Raw genomic sequence first — 15,056 nt, forward strand, 5'->3', positions numbered from 1 at the left:
GTTTTTAATATTTACGGTGAACTTTTTACAGAAAGGATAGCTTCTTAACGTGGTTTACCGGTAATAACTGCCAGTGAAGTTAACCATTGATAATGGGTGCCGCTGTTAGCGATAAAAATCTTTATAAGGTTAAGTAATCGCTCAAGACGCTGGTAGTCGGATGTGGTACACTGAGAAAAAATAGGATGATGAAACATAGAATGATCAAAAATGGGGTGACAAAAGATGAAGCTGCAAACAACGCGAATTATGGCGGCGGTTGCCAATGTGTGGCGCCAACCGCGGACGTTACCAATCGATACGTCGGCGATTGCTAACGCGGGCCTGCAAGCCTGGTTGGCACAGCTTAGTGACGCGGAGACGGTGAAGTTAGAACGTGAGAACCGGATTGTCACACAGGCACTCTTTAATGATGTCTTCTTAGTTGAACGTTTTGTCGATGGCTGGGCGTATGGCTACGTTGCGAGTCAGCGTGATGACCATCATTTACAGGGTTATCCGGGCTGGATCTGGGCCGCACAATTGTCGACGGTCCCGTTGCCGATTCAGACTGGGCCAACAGTAACGATTCGCCGTGGATTTACACCGCTACTGAAAGCGGATGGTCGGACGTTACTACGGCTGAGTTTGGGGACAGAATTACCAGTGATTGGTAGTAAGGACCACCGTTATTACACGGTTCAGACGCCACTTGGAGTTGCTAAAGTTGCCAAACGAGCGACTCAGTTCGGTTTCAAAACCGCGAATTTGACCCGTGGTGCGACCCTAGTTCGATTAGGCGAAACATTCCTAGATTTACGCTATTTGTGGGGCGGTATCAGCGCGTATGGTTTTGACTGTTCAGGCTTCGTGTACAGTCTGCATCGCTGTGTTGGTATTCAATTGCCGCGGGATGCGCAGGACCAGATTGATAAGGGCGTCGCCGTTGAACGGGAAGCCGCGCAGCCAGGTGATCTGTGCTTCTTTGCCCATGATCACGGGCAGGGTGCGGTCCACCACGTCGCACTGTATGCGGGTGACGGCTGGATCTTGCACGCGCCAACACCGGGAAAGCACGTCACTTACTTGCGACTAGCAACGACGTACCTCCAGGATGAATTAGTGGCAATCAAGCGGAATTGGTAGTCGGTTCTGGCGTAAATTTGGTTAAATAAACAATTGATGAGGCGAACAAAGTGAAACAAATGAAATGGTGGCTACTGACGTTGTTGTTAGTCTTTGGCCTGGCGGGCTGTACTAGTCAAGCGAAACAAACGAACACTAAGTCGCGTCAGTCCACAAGTCAAAAACGGGTGTCAGCCTACATTGATAGTACGACCCCGACGTTTTATGTCCATGGGTTTCAAGGGAGTGCGAAATCGACCAATACGTTGATCAAGCATGCTGAGAAGACGGCTCATGCGCATAAAGTCCTCGTCGCGACCGTCAGTACTAGTGGCACCGTCACGCTGACGGGTAAGTGGCAGGGGCATGTTCGCAATCCCATTATTCAGGTCGTGTTCAAGAATAATCTGGCACAGTACGATCAGCAGAGTGCCTGGTTAGCCAAGGTCATCACGACGGTTCAGCAACAGCATGCCTTTAAGCAATATAATATCGTTGCCCATTCGGCGGGGTGTGTCGCTAGCGTCAATATGCTCATGACCCAGCAAACGGCGGATTTTCCCAGCATCAACAAATTAGTCACGATCGCTGGGCCGTTTGATGGCGTGGTTGGCGAAGATGATGTCGCCAATCAGAATTCATTCTTAGCTTCTGGACAACCGAAATACTTGTACGCGGCGTATGAGTTGCTGGCGGCCAAACGGACCAACTTCCCAACCCACGTGCACTTACTCAATATTGTTGGCACGCTGAATGACGGCAGCCACTCGGATAGCTTGGTCACCAACGTATCGGCCCGCTCAATCAAGTATTTACTACGGGGCCGAAGTGTTGACTATACTGAAAAAGACTTTTATGGTAAACACGCCCAACACAGTCAGCTTCACGAAAACGCACACGTTGCCTTAGCCGTTGACCGTTACTTGTGGCATCGGTGATGGTGGCAGTTGTCTGAGTAAGCCTTGATTGGGGCTCACATCGTTGGGACTTACAGCTCATACTTAGGCAGGTCACTTAACGCGCCATGGATAAAGATACTGAACAAAGTGATTCATGCAATCACCTAAAAAACTGACGGTCATTCTTACATTACGGAATGGTCGTCAGTTTTAGATTAGGCTGTCTAAATAGCGCGTCTCGTCACAAAACGACCGCTTCAAGAACGGGTTGTCCATTCTTGAAACGGTCATTTTTTTGATGAAATCTGGATGAAGCGTAACTGGCGTCAGTCCAGATTTATCGCCAAGCGACTAGCAACGATCGACTATGACTGGATCAGGGTCACAACAAGAAGAGAATATAAGCCAGTCGAATAAGGTGATACAATGCATATAAAGCAATTAAATAAACGATAGTGATGCCGCCGTATACTGCATATTTATAATTGCGCATGTAAAAACCTCCCGTTATCAAGTTACCTTCAGTGTAAGGCCATTGTGAATTCAAGGCAATGTAAACGCCTTCATTTGCTAAAGAAGTTTAAAATAATTCAAAACGCGGTCGTTCTGTTAGCGATTCACAGCGGGGTATGTTAAAGTTAATTACTGGTTCGGGGGATTTCACGACGTCGAACTAAATTATCTCAGACTTTGAATAAATTAATTTTTAGTATCACGTACTTGCCCCAGTATTTAGTATTAGAATTATTTACAAATTTCCTGAGCATTAGGAAAGGATGTAATTTAATGCGAGTTACCATTAATCGCGGTCAAGAGGTTTACACTGATATACCACTGATGACCGCCCGACACCGTTATATCAAGGCGGATGTCTGGGAAATTAAAAAGGCAATTATTGAAAAGTCCGCCATCAATGGCTGGACCGTTCAAGCGTTGCAAGCCATTAACTAAAATAATGAACGTTACGGCCACGGCATTTGCTAGTGGCCGTTTTTGTGGGAGGAAGTTGACCATGACGCAGCCAGTTAGTAATCGACCGCTAATCAGTATTACAAATATTATTTGGAGTTTTGATCCCGTGACCAAGCAGTTGCTGATTTTACTGCTGCAGCGTAATCACGCACCCTTTAAGGAAACTTGGGGCTTGCCGACGACTTATTTACGTGCTGACGAGAGTGCGGATGCCGCGGCATTGCGCTTAGTTCGTGAGAAGCTGGGCGTCCAATTGGCCCAATTCCATACCGAACAATTGGGAACGTTTACTGCGGTGGCGCGGGTACCAGACGAGCGGTCCTTGGCATTGACTTACATGGTCTATTTGCCAGTCAAACCGCAACTTGTTCCCGGCTATGGCGCGCGGGATGTCCGGTGGTTTGCGGTGACACCGCGGCAAGATCGCGATGATTTGGTGGCCGGTGAGTTGACGTTTAAAGGTGTGGCGGATGCTGTGAGTGCTGCGGAATTTTATCAACAAACCCCGCCAGTGCCGTCGTTGACTGCTGACCATGCGTTGATCATTAAGACGGCGCTACAACGGGTGCGCAATCGCCTAGATTATGCGCCGACCATCTTACTGGTGCTCGGTTCGCATTTTACACTCAAGCAAGCGCGAGAGGTCTACGCGATTTTGTGGCGCCGTCCCGTGACGACGATCGACAATTCCAATTTTCGTAAGACCCATGCGCATCTCTTTGTGGAGGCGGGAACGGCCCAGTCCCATTCATCTGGACGGCCTGCCAAAGTGTATCGCCTCAAATCAGTCGGTTGACACCGTTTGATTGGTGTGATGCCTTTATACCACCTTTAAAGGTAAAAAATACCTAAAACCGGTAACGGGTTAGGTCTATGGGGGAGAAGTCTAATGAATACAGTAAGTGTCAAGCAACTGGCGAGTCATAAGTTGCTATGGGTGATTGGAACGGCGTGGCTGTTCGATGCACTCGACGTTGCATTACTATCATTTATCATGCCAGTCATCAAACAAAGCTGGCATTTAACAGCGGGTCAACTGGGGGCCGTCAGCGCCGTGACATCATTGGGGATGATGATTGGGGCCTTGGGGTGTGGCTATTTAGCCGACAAGTTCGGTCGTAAACCAGTCTTGATTGGGACCTTGCTATTATTTTCAATCGGTAATCTATTATTGACGGTGACGCCCAGTGTCGGGTGGTTTATCGCGGTACGCTTAATCACGGGTATCGGGCTGGGTGGCGAGCTGCCAGTTGCCGCCACGACGATTGCGGACCATTATCGTGGTACCCAACGGTCGCGGATGTTAGTGCTAGTGGATAGCTTCTGGGCGATCGGTTGGATTGCGGCGTCACTGCTATCTTTCATAGTGATGCCGATGATTGGCTGGCGTTTGACTGTTCTGATCACTGCGTTGATGGGCTTATACGCGTTAGGATTGCGGCGGCATTTACCAGCGGAAACGACCGAAGCAGGGGCGCCCTCGGTTGAGCGAGTCGCTTTCGGGGAAGCCCTGCGGCGAGTTTGGTCACCAACACATCGGCGGGCGACCATCTGCCTCAGCGTACTATGGTTCGTCATTATGTTCACCTATTACGGAATGTTTTTATGGCTACCAAGTGTGCTTGTATTACGCGGGTTTTCATTGGTACACGGCTTTGGTTATACGCTACTAATGAGTTTGGCCCAATTACCGGGCTACTACCTGGCCGCATGGTTGATTGGTGTTGTGTCTCGTAAAGCCGTTTTAACGACCTATTTGATTGGCACAATGGTTAGTGCCGCTGCTTTCGGATTAGCCAATAATCCAACGATGATCATTATTAGCGGCGCCTGGCTCTCATTCTTCACCCTTGGTGCGTGGGGCATCATGATTGCCTTTACGCCTGGGCAGTTTCCAGCCGATATTCGTGGGATGGGAATGGGAAGTGCACAGTCGATCGGCCGAATTGGCGCAACGATTGGCCCATTCCTGATTGGTGCCTTGATGACGATTGGTTTCACGATTCCAGCCATCTTCATGGTTTTTGTCGGTGTCTTGATCGTTGGAATCGTCGTGTTGATTTGGGGACTTACCGACCAGGATGCCTAGTGTTCGACGCGTCGGTGTGAACATAAATTAATTCGTAAACTAAACTGACGTATTGATTCAAGTTGAATCAGCACCGCGAATTGCTTGGATTAGGAATGAAATTTGAACATAAATTATTTTGTGAAATGTAACTGAGGGTTGTCATGACGCGGTTTTGAGGGTGTCATTCGTTGCCAAGCCGAAGCGAAACTCCTATGATAACAATGAGGAGTTGAGGAAGATGGCGAAGGCAAAAGCACGCGCAAGCCAACCCAGGGAGCGGTTGGCAGCGCAATTAGCACTTGCAAGTATGACAATTGACGTTCGCAGTAATGTGGTCTTGGCCCGGTTAGTAGCCCGGGCACAGCAACGTCTTAATCAGAGCGGTGATCCTGTGGCGGTCGCACACCAGATTGGCGTCGACCTGGGCTACTATTTGCTGTGCCATGACTATGATATGCCACGGGCAGCGTATGATTTATTAGCAGTGGCCTATCAAATCAGCGCAACTAAGACGAGCAAGGCCACGATTATTGCGATGCCCAGACGCCCTCAATAAATTAGGACTATCATTCAGTCCAATTTTGTATTAAAATTAGATGATAAAATAATGTGTAAGAATGGAGGGTCAATGAATGGGTCGGTCTGAACACTTAAAGAAGTTAGTCTTTACCGGACTTTTTGCCGCAATTATTTTCATTGGAATCAGTGTCTTAAGAATTCCGTTACCGGCAATCGTCGGGCGGCCATTTATTCACTTTGGCAATATTTTAACGGTTCTGGCCGTGATGTTACTAGGCTTCGGCTACGGAGCCGCAGCTGGGGCCATTGGACTGGGCTTATTCGATATTTTGAACGGTTATGCGGCGACAGCCTGGTTAACTGTGATTGAAGCGATTATCCTGGCCGCAATGGTCAACTTAAGCTTCAAGTCAATTGGCTACACGGAACACAGCTTGGCCAAGCTCTACTGGGTTTCGTTTGTGGCAGGATTGACTAAGATCATCACGTCTTGGTGTACCGGTGTTATCGAGGCGCTAATGGTCGGAACCACACTAAAAGTTGCGATGATTGGGTCGTTTACGAGCTTACTAGCGGCGACAATCAATGCGGTGGCGTGTGTGGTCCTTGTCCCATTGCTGTATCGGATCCTCACTCAGGTGGGCTTCAATCGCCGCCGATTGGGTAGTTTATAATTCAGAATTTGGAAATCGTCGTAATGGCAGCTGCTGTTATGGCGATTTTTTTGAGTACCAAAACCCCACTATAGTTGCCATAGTGGAGCAATCAAAGCCAAATAAAAAAGCTATCCGTTTAAGATAGCTTTGATGAATACCGATATAACAAGTGTTCTGGAGCTTGTTACACCACCCTGAAAATCATTAATGGAGATGGCGAGTATCGAACCCCTATACTGACGGATGTTATTATATCAACATATTAAGCCTTGTTGCTGGCTAATTATGTGTTGTTTGTTACGAGATTTGTTACGGGTTATCATAAATCAAGGTATTTCATAAACTTATCAACGGTATCTTTTTTAGCGTGCTTTGAGACGTGAGCATACACGTTCATAGTCGTTTTAATGTCGGAGTGGCCTAGTCGTTCCTGAACCTGTTTCAATGATGCACCCGCCTCAAAGAGAATTGAAGCGTGCGTGTGGCGGAATCCATGGACTGTGATATATTTTAAGTGATACTTCTTAATAATATGGACGAGCCATGTTCTGAGCCGTGACGGAGAAAGATACTCATTCTTGTTGTTACAGAAAATTAATTGCGGTTGTTCGTTGTCGTTGACGTTATAACCAAACATGAATAATTCTTGGCGCTGGCGGATTTGCCACTGCTTAAAAACTTTAATTGTGTTGTCGTCTATATCGATAATGCGGTTAGAGTTTTTCGTTTTAGGCGTCTGGACGTACAAGCGAGCGTGTTCGCCTCGTGTTAATCCCTTATTGATTGTGATGGTACGCTGCTGAAAATCAATATCATCCCACGTTAGGGCGAGCGCCTCCCCCTTTACGTATTCCAGTGAATGCCAGCACCCGGAATAGGGTATCAGCCTTGTAATTTCCGTGTTCGGCGTCTTCTTGATCAAGAGCACTAAGGAACATCCGCAATTCTTTTTTATCGTAGAAGTTTTCATGTTCATTCGCACCGATAACAGCTTCACGGCGAGGGTACGTAATTAAGTCAACCGGGTTTCGGTCAATCATGCCATGTTTAACGGCATACTTGAACACTAGTGATGCATAGTTCATGACTGACTGGTATTTTTTGAATACTTTGAACCAGTTATTAACAATCTTTTGGCAATAGTCCACGGTGATTTTATCAATCCGGTAAGCACCGAATGCCGGTAAAATATGGTGCTTAAAATAGCCAACTGTTTTAACGTAGGTGCTTTCCTTGACCGTATTGCGGTACTCATCTATCCAAGCACTGTAAACGTCCTCGTAGGTGCGGTTAACGTGCGTCTTCTTACCGTGTTTATCAAACTCAATTTGAAGTCTGGCTAGTTCGAGCTGGGCTTCTTTTTTCGTGTGGAAGCCTTGACGATTGGTGCGGGTTTCCTTACCAGTCAATGGGTCAACACCCAAATAAACATTGAATTTCCAAGCGGATGTACCATCCGTTTTAGTGTACTGCTTAATGTTAGCCATAAGCTATTATCCTTTCATACCATGCTGGCGGGCGTTGGTATGTAGAGGGGGGGATTAATTTAAATCATGATAAATTGGTTTTCCTTCGTTTGCGGTGTTGCTGAAAATGATGCGTTCTTTATTGTTATCGTCAATGATTGGAATTGCATGAACCTGTGTATCCCAAATTACTTGAGAGAAGGTAGTTTTATGTTGCATCTCATAACCGGTAACAATTGTATGGATGGTATTCTCAATCTCATTCGTTGTAAATGTAGAAACGAAATCATCGTCACTGTTGAGTAAATCATCGGATTGAATGAAATCCTTTGCTTTTTCATAAGTGGGTACATACGTGTTTAGTAACTCTGCGGAACTAGTTAAGCTAAGCGATAAGAATAATCTTGATTGCATCGTTCCGACCATAAGACTGGCAAAAATATCGAGATAATTTTCAGCGTCTTTATTTGATGGAATACCAGAAAAAAAAGCGGGTGTAGTATGCCCCAAAATGATGAAATGGCCGATTTTGGTTTCACTTTCATACTTTAGCTTAAATAGAATTGGATTAACGGTAGATTTATCCCCGTCATCTAACTCAAGGTCTGAAACTAATTGAATTTTTAAATCGTCATAAATTAGGCGTAAGACACTAGTGTTAAATGCTTGTGCTATTTTTTGCAGGGTTTCAATTCTAGTCTTTGGTGAAACATCTTCTGAATTTGCTAATGGAGTAATAGTAGTCCGAGATAAACCAGTAATTTTGCTTAGTTCATAAACGGACATCTTATGATCTGCCATTAATTTAGGAATTCTTGAATGCATGTGGTTTCCTCCTCGTATACTCCATATCATATATGTTTTTATAGAGAACATCAAGCGTTGTTGTTGCTTTTATATAGGACAGCAGTTATAATCATTTTTGTGAACTAGTAGTGTTCATTGTTCCTACATCTGTATTCTATAAAAACATAAGGAGTGAAAAATTATGAGTAATAAGGATATTAGAGAAAAAATGAAACATTATCGATTACTTCACTGGGAAGTTGCGAACCAAATCGGTATAAGCGATGGGAGATTATCTGTTTGGTTAAGAACTCCGCTGACGGATGAAAGAAAAAAGAGAGTGGAAGAGGCAATTAATAGCCTTAAAGTAAAGATTTCTAATTAAGACTTTGCAGACTGTAGAAATATTACTTTGAAGGAGGTACTGCAATGAATAAAATTCAAGTGATCTTACCAGACGAACAAGACCAAGCGTTACGGGACTACGTTTATACATTGGTTTCTGATACGGTGGCGAATGTTAAGCGGGATGCTGGTATCAATATGAAATGGCTACGCAAGAACGTGGCTAGTAAGTATGCTGGCGTTAGCTCTGGAACGTTCAACGAATGGACTAAACAGGGGTTACCATGCCACATTATTGAGGGCGTGACCCTGTATGCAGTGGAGGACATCGACAAGTTTATTAATCACAACGGACAAATTAAATAAATCCATGCTGGCGGGCAAGGCGATTAATAAAAGGAGGTTTCACGGATGTATAAAGTAGCGTTAGTAATGACCAATGATGAAATGTTAGCGCTGGCCGGTTCACAAATGAAATTATGGCAAAGCGGTTTAGATTTAAGTTTCACTAAGACTGATTTTGAAAAGGTCAGCGATTAACTAAAGAACCGGACTAAGTATGATCCAATGCAACGGCTGACCACGGACGAACTGGCGGACTTGGTGCATGATTACAGCTTGTTATTAATGGATTGCGATTACTTAGTTAACCATCAATACAAAGCGGTAGCGGACGCCGTAGCCACGAATAAACAATCGTCTGATGCAATTGAAGCAATATTCAATCCGTAAATTTAAGCAAACAAAAAAGCCCTTAACGTGTGGACGCACGCAAGGACTAAGAACTAGAACCCCTAGACAGGTTTTAGTTTATCACTGATTTTAAAAGGAGAAAATAGGCAATGACTAAAACTGATAATAATAACTTTCCATACGATTTTGAAGAGAACAATGGGGTAGTTTATGACGCCGTACAATTGCTAGACACCGCCCAAGACCTTGCCGAAAATTTTGCGGATTTGGTGAACCAATATGACCGGGATGCATCCGACACGAATATTAATGCAGTGGCCATTGAAGCCTTACATGTTCGTAAGCAATTATTGACATTGATTACAGTAAGTCAGCGGATGTTAACGGATTGTTATAAAGAGAACGACCGGTTAACTTCAAAATATGCGGGAAGCAAACTTTAAAGAAAGAGGGTGTTGCCCTGTGAGTGAGAAAGATATAGATGAGCGGTTAAAAAAATCATCCGATAAATTGAACCAATTACTACCATCCGTCAAAAAGGATGAAGTTAACGAAGGCCATCAACCAATTTATGTAAATGCTATGGATAAGCCAGACGCTGCAACTATACAAACACCGGATAAACTGCAAAAATTTAATGACACGATAAACGACCGAACGCCATCATGGCTACATGTCTATTATACAAAGGAAAAAGGAGACAAGCCACTACCAACGATTAAATATAAAATTGACGTGGTTCGCCTAGGAGATGCATTAATTAAAAATGATCACTTGATTAGCTTCCCGGCAGTTGAAAGCGGAGCAATGTACCAACCAAAGTTGGGTGTGTGGCGATTATTCAAAAATAATGAAGCGTTTAAGTATGTGGGTAGTCGGTTAACTCATGTTGTAAGACGGTGGGGCGTGTATTCAGATAGGGACGTAACCAGCGTTCAAAAATACGTCCTAAGAAAGATGTTAAACACTGATCAGATTGTTAACCCTTTTGACCACAGCAAGCCTAACCTAGTTGCATTTGAGAACGGTACTTTTAATTTTGATACTGGCAAGCTTGAGAAGAGCAGACCAGAAAACTATTTAGTAAATGGTCATGATTACAATCTAGATACGAGTAACAAAGCCACTCCCAACACGGATAAGCTTTTGAGGGCGATGGTTGGTGATGCCGATACTTTTGTTAAAGAATTTATTGGATATGGATTTTATCATAGCTATCAACCGTTTCAAAAAATTGTTTTCTTTTATGGAAGCGGTGGGGAAGGTAAATCCACATTTTTAATTGACTTGTTAGCCATGACAATATTCGGTGATGGAAATTATTCAGCCGTACCACCCGAAGAATTGGCAGGAAATCAGAATCGTTTTAAAACTGCTCAATTATATAACCATGAAATGAATATTGTGGCTGATATTGATAAAGGGTATTTAGCCAATACAGCTATTCTAAAAAAACTAAGTGGTGGTGATCCCATGGATGCCGAATATAAAGGAACTCAAAATTTTACCTTTGTTAATTATGCTAAGCTGATTTTTAGTGCTAATGAGTTGCCAAGCTTTTCAGATACGACCAACGGCATCCGTGAACGGATGGTAGTGATCCCATTTATCAATGGTAATACTAGAACTGATAACAAGGATTTCTGGAATAAGCATGATATGAAAAAGGTTAAAGAGGAACGTGAAGCGTTTGTTTACCAATGTATTATAGCTTTTAGAAGAGCGTTGCGCCGAAGAAAAATGACTGAAACGGCACAAATGAAACGTGATCGCAATGAGTGGATTGAATTAAATGACCACTTTGGTCAATTTATTCAAGAGGGTTGTGAGATTGATACCAGTTCAGACGCTGGCGAATCTGTTACGAGAGTAACCGCCGAATATACGGCATTTTGCCGAGAAAATAATTATTCTGAAAAAACGACATCAGCCACAATAAGAAATAACTTAAAAAGATACGGTGTGGTTAAAGCTAAACGGCGTAAAGGGTACGGCGCCGACAAGAATAGTATATGGCGATACATCGGATTGAAACTACTTAAGGAATATTTGAAACCTGATGACGCTGATTATTATAAATCATTTGAAAAATAGTATTGTTCCAGCTAGTTCCAATAATGTTCCAAGTTTGTTCCAGCTAAAAACACTATAAATGTTGGTATAACAACAATGTTCCAACTGTTCCAATATATATTAACTTTAAATAAATAAAATAGTAAATAGAAGGGGGATAGGTGTGTGTACTGTGCGTAGAGCAGTGTAGGAATTTTATGGAACATTTGGAGCAGTGGCGTAATCCCTTGCGCCATAAGGGATACAGTAATTAGATTGCCGGAACACTGTTCCATGCTTTTTTGGAACTATTCATAAATCGAAAGGAATAACGATCAATGAACCCTAAACAAATTGAAGAAGAGATGTACAACTATATCCGTGAGCATGATGCTACTAGCTTTGTTGAGTTAGAAAGACTGTTTGACCGGTGTAATTATGATTACCATGGTGGCCTAGAAATTGGGGTACAAGGTCAAAGAAACTTGTCATTCTGGTTTGATTGGTCAGCGGATGCATTAAAGATATTTGATAACGTGGTTACACGGCCGGGCGTGACCATGCAGGCCAGTTCACCAATGATTTATTTAATTGATGGTGTGGTACCAAGTATGCCAGTGGCTAAGACTGACCGGGAGTATAAGCATCCCCATTGGGTCCCGGTTGTATTCACGGTCGAAAAGTCAGCGGTGAAATAACCACTATGGAGATATCCGCAATGGGTGGCTTCTTTTAATTGGTATGGAGAGGGTGCTTAAATGGATCAAGTAAAGCGGGGGTTTATGGTACGGTATTTACCTTATGCCAGACAGATTAAACGACTAGGCGAGCGACTCAACGAATTAGAGAAGCGTATGGAAGGTGTCCATAGTCCACAGCTCAACGGAATGCCACGAGGAACCCGGCGTTATTCGTTAGATGATGATATGGCTAGGTATGATGAACTAATGATGCGGGTTCAATCATTGCGGGCGGAAGCACAGCCGATTAAGAGCGAGATTCTAAATTGTATTGATAATCTACTGGAACCCCACGCATCCGCAGTCTTAGAGCTAAGGTTTATTGATGATGCATCATTGAAAGATATTGGAGCAGAGTTGTACATGTCGCCACGTACCGTTAGCCGTTGGTATGATAAAGGAATGGATTTGATCACGTTGCCAGCAGACTATAAACCAGCGAGGAACTAGGCGAGTGAATTATTATTGAAGCGGGTGCTATTGATAACATCCGTTTTTCTATACCCCCGGGGTACCAAAAATAAACAAAAATTTTTAAAATAGGAACCGGTGGGTAGTACTCGATTCCGTAAATTAGTTACTAATTTTTAAAGAGGGGGAGGGGTGTTGGACTAAATATTGACTTAATAGGGTTTTACCATGAGATAATACTGTCCCAAGTGCTCCCAAATCGCCCCATATTAGCTCCAGCACTAATGTTAGTAATCAATCCAAACTGTTGCTTAACAGCCATTTATTTGCTTGTGTTGGCTCCCCAAAATTGGGGAACGAAAACAGGACTTTTCCAAGTACTTGTTCTTGAGGTCGTTTTGAACGACCACGGGTTCAATCAAAATTCTAAAACAGATCTTTTCAAAGGATGTGTTTTGTTTAATATTAAGGTGCATGGAAAGAACCTTAAATCAAAAAAACGAGTTATTTTGAATAACCTGTTTTCGCTATTGTTCTGAATAATAGCGGATAATTTGAAAGCTAGTCAATCTGCTTGACTGACTTTTAGCACGATATTAGCTAATCTTAAAGGCGTTATCCGTTAAACGGATAAGGAAAGAGTGGTTGCCCTAATGGGTTTCGGATTAAGCGGATGAGTATGTCAACCGAGAAGTTAGATTTTTATTAAACTATCGGTGTCGGCACAATAATGTACACCGGTAGTCCGTTAGATTGCAAGATGAATTGAGAAGGGGGCAATAATGGCATCAAGACACACGACGGTATTTAAACCTGTATTGTTAGTTAATAGATTGGGGGCTGCTATCTCACAAAAAATTCGTTTTTTATTTGGTGTAATATTTTGTATAGTTAAATTATCTTGGAGGCGTTGATATTTATGACAGTTACACCGTTGGTTAATCAATTTGATGCTATCGAAAAATATTTTTTAAATAGTTTCAGTGAATATAGAAAGATGGGATTACATCATATAGCAATGATCCTAATATTAGATGGCATGATCGAAAAGTTTAAGTCTATAGAGGTTCTCTTAGACAATAGACAAATTGATGGTATTAACATATTAGAACGATCGATCTTAGAGTCCAGTGTTTCTTTAAATTATATTCTAGAAAGTACACACAAATACGCAAGGCAACGTGGCAGGGCATTTTATTTTAATAATAAAGTTCAGAGTGGGAAAAAGGCTAAAGCTATAATTAATCAACATCCGTTCGGGCTAGATGCTGATGAGTTAAGGTTACAACTTAAGTATGTGATAGAAAAACAACATCATCCCAATTATGACAATATAGATGGTTACATCACGTATTACAAGAGTATGTATGAGCAATGTTTTAATTTGGTCGATGTAACTGGTAAAGAAAGAAAAAATCAAATCAAAAATTGGTTCAATCAAAATGGATCATTAAAGAGCATATATCATTTGTTTTGCTATTTAGGCCGAGAAGATGAATACAGAGTATTTTACGCTAATGCTTCTATGGATGTTCATGGAGCAAATGTTATTAGTAACGGAATTATTAAAGATGGGGTGTTTTCGATAAGTCATTCTGTGGAACCACATGTAATTGAAACGCAATGCGTTTATTGGATATTAACAGCTATAAAAAGTATTTCACACTATCTTGGTGTTGATAATAAGCAAAATGTTATTTTGCAAATTAATTTAATTGAAAAAAATTGGAAAAATGAAGTCTTTCGGCAGCAAAGAAATAAGGATTTATAACGGCTGGTTATGAACTTTATGCAATTCTATAAGAAAAATAGGGAAAATTATTTTCCAATCGGGATGCCATCAATCAGAAATATTTCATTCGTTTGATCAGCCAGTGTTGATTTGATACCAAAATAACTTAAACAATTATGTCTAAGAGGCAATATCTAACAGTTGTGACACGCTTTATTGCAATTAGTGTAACAATCTTGGATAATATAGAAGTTGCCTACCTATACCGTGTAACGGATGGGAGGTGTCGCTATTGTTCAATTCGCTAATCGCCCCGCTTATTGTCGCTGTTTTAACTGCTTTGTTTTCAAGGTGGTTAGATCATAAAGATAAAAAGTAGGCAAGCTAGGCAACGCTTAATACACCCGTTTAGTACATAAGCGTAAAAAATACCCTCAACTACTGGCATAGTTGGGGGTATTGGTGTCTCTAATGTTCAATTATAATCGCAACTACATTATATCTGGTAAAAGATGTAAATACAATAAATAAGATAAAAAGTATAAAATAAGTAAAAGATATAAAGCAATTAAACAGATTGAAAGAACCAAAGTCATCTGCTTATATAATG

The 15,056-nt window shown here is 42.4% G+C and carries 19 protein-coding genes; 16 read left to right on the forward strand and 3 right to left on the reverse strand.

All coding sequences use genetic code 11. The features are described from left to right. Nucleotides 1–231: 231 nt before the first annotated feature. The 7 genes from KGF70_RS14745 to KGF70_RS14775 all read left to right on the forward strand — a co-directional run bounded on the left by KGF70_RS14745 (nt 232) and on the right by KGF70_RS14775 (nt 6,239). Entirely contained in the window at nt 232–1,125 is an 894-nt protein-coding gene (locus KGF70_RS14745) for a C40 family peptidase (protein WP_216769304.1), read from the forward strand. Nucleotides 1,126–1,184: 59 nt separating this feature from the next. After that, nucleotides 1,185–2,042 carry an alpha/beta hydrolase gene (locus tag KGF70_RS14750; protein WP_253954882.1) on the forward strand — a complete coding sequence of 286 codons (858 nt, stop codon included), beginning with the start codon at nt 1,185–1,187 and terminating at the stop codon, nt 2,040–2,042. Nucleotides 2,043–2,789: 747 nt separating this feature from the next. Next, on the forward strand, nt 2,790–2,954 hold the full coding sequence (locus KGF70_RS14755) for a hypothetical protein (protein ID WP_003639271.1): 165 nt from the start codon (nt 2,790–2,792) through the stop codon (nt 2,952–2,954). A 61-nt stretch (nt 2,955–3,015) separates the two neighbouring features. Beyond that, the gene (locus KGF70_RS14760) at nt 3,016–3,771 is read left to right on the forward strand and encodes an NUDIX domain-containing protein (RefSeq protein WP_003639270.1); all 756 of its coding nucleotides are present in this window, start codon (nt 3,016–3,018) and stop codon (nt 3,769–3,771) included. Nucleotides 3,772–3,864: 93 nt separating this feature from the next. Beyond that, nucleotides 3,865–5,064 carry an MFS transporter gene (locus tag KGF70_RS14765; RefSeq protein ID WP_216769300.1) on the forward strand — a complete coding sequence of 400 codons (1,200 nt, stop codon included), beginning with the start codon at nt 3,865–3,867 and terminating at the stop codon, nt 5,062–5,064. Between the two features lie 220 nt (nt 5,065–5,284). After that, nucleotides 5,285–5,602, forward strand: coding sequence for a hypothetical protein (locus tag KGF70_RS14770; protein WP_021338367.1), 318 nt, complete (start codon nt 5,285–5,287; stop codon nt 5,600–5,602). A 76-nt stretch (nt 5,603–5,678) separates the two neighbouring features. Further along, the gene (locus tag KGF70_RS14775; RefSeq protein ID WP_021338366.1) at nt 5,679–6,239 is read left to right on the forward strand and encodes an ECF transporter S component; all 561 of its coding nucleotides are present in this window, start codon (nt 5,679–5,681) and stop codon (nt 6,237–6,239) included. 301 nt (nt 6,240–6,540) lie between these two features. Here KGF70_RS14775 and KGF70_RS14780 read toward each other — a convergent pair whose 3' ends face one another. From KGF70_RS14780 to KGF70_RS14790, 3 genes are read right to left on the reverse strand one after another with little or no spacing between them, the layout of a single operon-like run. After that, entirely contained in the window at nt 6,541–7,149 is a 609-nt protein-coding gene (locus KGF70_RS14780) for a site-specific integrase (protein WP_367115013.1), read from the reverse strand. After that, nucleotides 7,034–7,708 carry an Arm DNA-binding domain-containing protein gene (locus KGF70_RS14785; protein WP_063205981.1) on the reverse strand — a complete coding sequence of 225 codons (675 nt, stop codon included), beginning with the start codon at nt 7,706–7,708 and terminating at the stop codon, nt 7,034–7,036. The genes KGF70_RS14780 and KGF70_RS14785 overlap by 116 nt, the downstream gene beginning before the upstream one ends. 54 nt (nt 7,709–7,762) lie before the next feature. Continuing rightward, nucleotides 7,763–8,512, reverse strand: coding sequence for a helix-turn-helix transcriptional regulator (locus KGF70_RS14790; RefSeq protein ID WP_216769297.1), 750 nt, complete (start codon nt 8,510–8,512; stop codon nt 7,763–7,765). A 163-nt stretch (nt 8,513–8,675) separates the two neighbouring features. On the opposite strand from KGF70_RS14790, the gene KGF70_RS14795 reads away from it, so the two are divergent. The 9 genes from KGF70_RS14795 to KGF70_RS14830 all read left to right on the forward strand — a co-directional run bounded on the left by KGF70_RS14795 (nt 8,676) and on the right by KGF70_RS14830 (nt 14,825). Then, nucleotides 8,676–8,858, forward strand: a complete 183-nt coding sequence (locus KGF70_RS14795) for a hypothetical protein (RefSeq protein WP_080488676.1) — start codon at nt 8,676–8,678, stop codon at nt 8,856–8,858. A gap of 44 nt (nt 8,859–8,902) precedes the next feature. After that, nucleotides 8,903–9,184 carry a helix-turn-helix domain-containing protein gene (locus KGF70_RS14800; RefSeq protein ID WP_253356990.1) on the forward strand — a complete coding sequence of 94 codons (282 nt, stop codon included), beginning with the start codon at nt 8,903–8,905 and terminating at the stop codon, nt 9,182–9,184. A 45-nt stretch (nt 9,185–9,229) separates the two neighbouring features. After that, on the forward strand, nt 9,230–9,358 hold the full coding sequence (locus tag KGF70_RS17675) for a hypothetical protein (RefSeq protein WP_277780120.1): 129 nt from the start codon (nt 9,230–9,232) through the stop codon (nt 9,356–9,358). A 302-nt stretch (nt 9,359–9,660) separates the two neighbouring features. Beyond that, nucleotides 9,661–9,954 (forward strand): hypothetical protein, encoded by a 294-nt coding sequence (locus KGF70_RS14805; protein WP_061468368.1) that lies wholly within the window; start codon nt 9,661–9,663, stop codon nt 9,952–9,954. Nucleotides 9,955–9,973: 19 nt separating this feature from the next. Then, the gene (locus KGF70_RS14810) at nt 9,974–11,605 is read left to right on the forward strand and encodes a phage/plasmid primase, P4 family (RefSeq protein ID WP_216769296.1); all 1,632 of its coding nucleotides are present in this window, start codon (nt 9,974–9,976) and stop codon (nt 11,603–11,605) included. Nucleotides 11,606–11,901: 296 nt separating this feature from the next. Then, nucleotides 11,902–12,261 (forward strand): hypothetical protein, encoded by a 360-nt coding sequence (locus tag KGF70_RS14815; RefSeq protein ID WP_216769294.1) that lies wholly within the window; start codon nt 11,902–11,904, stop codon nt 12,259–12,261. Nucleotides 12,262–12,321: 60 nt separating this feature from the next. Continuing rightward, nucleotides 12,322–12,753 (forward strand): hypothetical protein, encoded by a 432-nt coding sequence (locus tag KGF70_RS14820; RefSeq protein ID WP_216769292.1) that lies wholly within the window; start codon nt 12,322–12,324, stop codon nt 12,751–12,753. An 880-nt stretch (nt 12,754–13,633) separates the two neighbouring features. Next, complete coding sequence (locus KGF70_RS14825) at nt 13,634–14,485, forward strand: DUF5677 domain-containing protein (RefSeq protein ID WP_061468365.1); 852 nt, start codon at nt 13,634–13,636, stop codon at nt 14,483–14,485. A 244-nt stretch (nt 14,486–14,729) separates the two neighbouring features. Beyond that, nucleotides 14,730–14,825, forward strand: coding sequence for a type I toxin-antitoxin system Fst family toxin (locus KGF70_RS14830; RefSeq protein ID WP_127519406.1), 96 nt, complete (start codon nt 14,730–14,732; stop codon nt 14,823–14,825). Nucleotides 14,826–15,056 lie beyond the last annotated feature (231 nt).

This window comes from Lactiplantibacillus sp. 7.2.4, assembly GCF_018991185.1.
GTDB classification, from domain to species: domain Bacteria; phylum Bacillota; class Bacilli; order Lactobacillales; family Lactobacillaceae; genus Lactiplantibacillus; species Lactiplantibacillus pentosus.

Excerpts from the sequence above, each read along its gene's own strand:
- KGF70_RS14825 (WP_061468365.1), top strand. The coding sequence starts at position 13,634 with ATGACAGTTACACCGTTGGTTAATCAATTTGATGCTATCGAAAAATAT.
- KGF70_RS14755 (WP_003639271.1), top strand. The coding sequence starts at position 2,790 with ATGCGAGTTACCATTAATCGCGGTCAAGAGGTTTACACTGATATACCA.
- KGF70_RS14805 (WP_061468368.1), top strand. The coding sequence starts at position 9,661 with ATGACTAAAACTGATAATAATAACTTTCCATACGATTTTGAAGAGAAC.
- KGF70_RS17675 (WP_277780120.1), top strand. The coding sequence starts at position 9,230 with ATGTATAAAGTAGCGTTAGTAATGACCAATGATGAAATGTTAGCGCTG.
- KGF70_RS14785 (WP_063205981.1), bottom strand. The coding sequence starts at position 7,708 with ATGGCTAACATTAAGCAGTACACTAAAACGGATGGTACATCCGCTTGG.
- KGF70_RS14760 (WP_003639270.1), top strand. The coding sequence starts at position 3,016 with ATGACGCAGCCAGTTAGTAATCGACCGCTAATCAGTATTACAAATATT.
- KGF70_RS14750 (WP_253954882.1), top strand. The coding sequence starts at position 1,185 with ATGAAATGGTGGCTACTGACGTTGTTGTTAGTCTTTGGCCTGGCGGGC.
- KGF70_RS14800 (WP_253356990.1), top strand. The coding sequence starts at position 8,903 with ATGAATAAAATTCAAGTGATCTTACCAGACGAACAAGACCAAGCGTTA.
- KGF70_RS14790 (WP_216769297.1), bottom strand. The coding sequence starts at position 8,512 with ATGCATTCAAGAATTCCTAAATTAATGGCAGATCATAAGATGTCCGTT.
- KGF70_RS14815 (WP_216769294.1), top strand. The coding sequence starts at position 11,902 with ATGAACCCTAAACAAATTGAAGAAGAGATGTACAACTATATCCGTGAG.
- KGF70_RS14820 (WP_216769292.1), top strand. The coding sequence starts at position 12,322 with ATGGATCAAGTAAAGCGGGGGTTTATGGTACGGTATTTACCTTATGCC.
- KGF70_RS14795 (WP_080488676.1), top strand. The coding sequence starts at position 8,676 with ATGAGTAATAAGGATATTAGAGAAAAAATGAAACATTATCGATTACTT.
- KGF70_RS14775 (WP_021338366.1), top strand. The coding sequence starts at position 5,679 with ATGGGTCGGTCTGAACACTTAAAGAAGTTAGTCTTTACCGGACTTTTT.
- KGF70_RS14765 (WP_216769300.1), top strand. The coding sequence starts at position 3,865 with ATGAATACAGTAAGTGTCAAGCAACTGGCGAGTCATAAGTTGCTATGG.
- KGF70_RS14770 (WP_021338367.1), top strand. The coding sequence starts at position 5,285 with ATGGCGAAGGCAAAAGCACGCGCAAGCCAACCCAGGGAGCGGTTGGCA.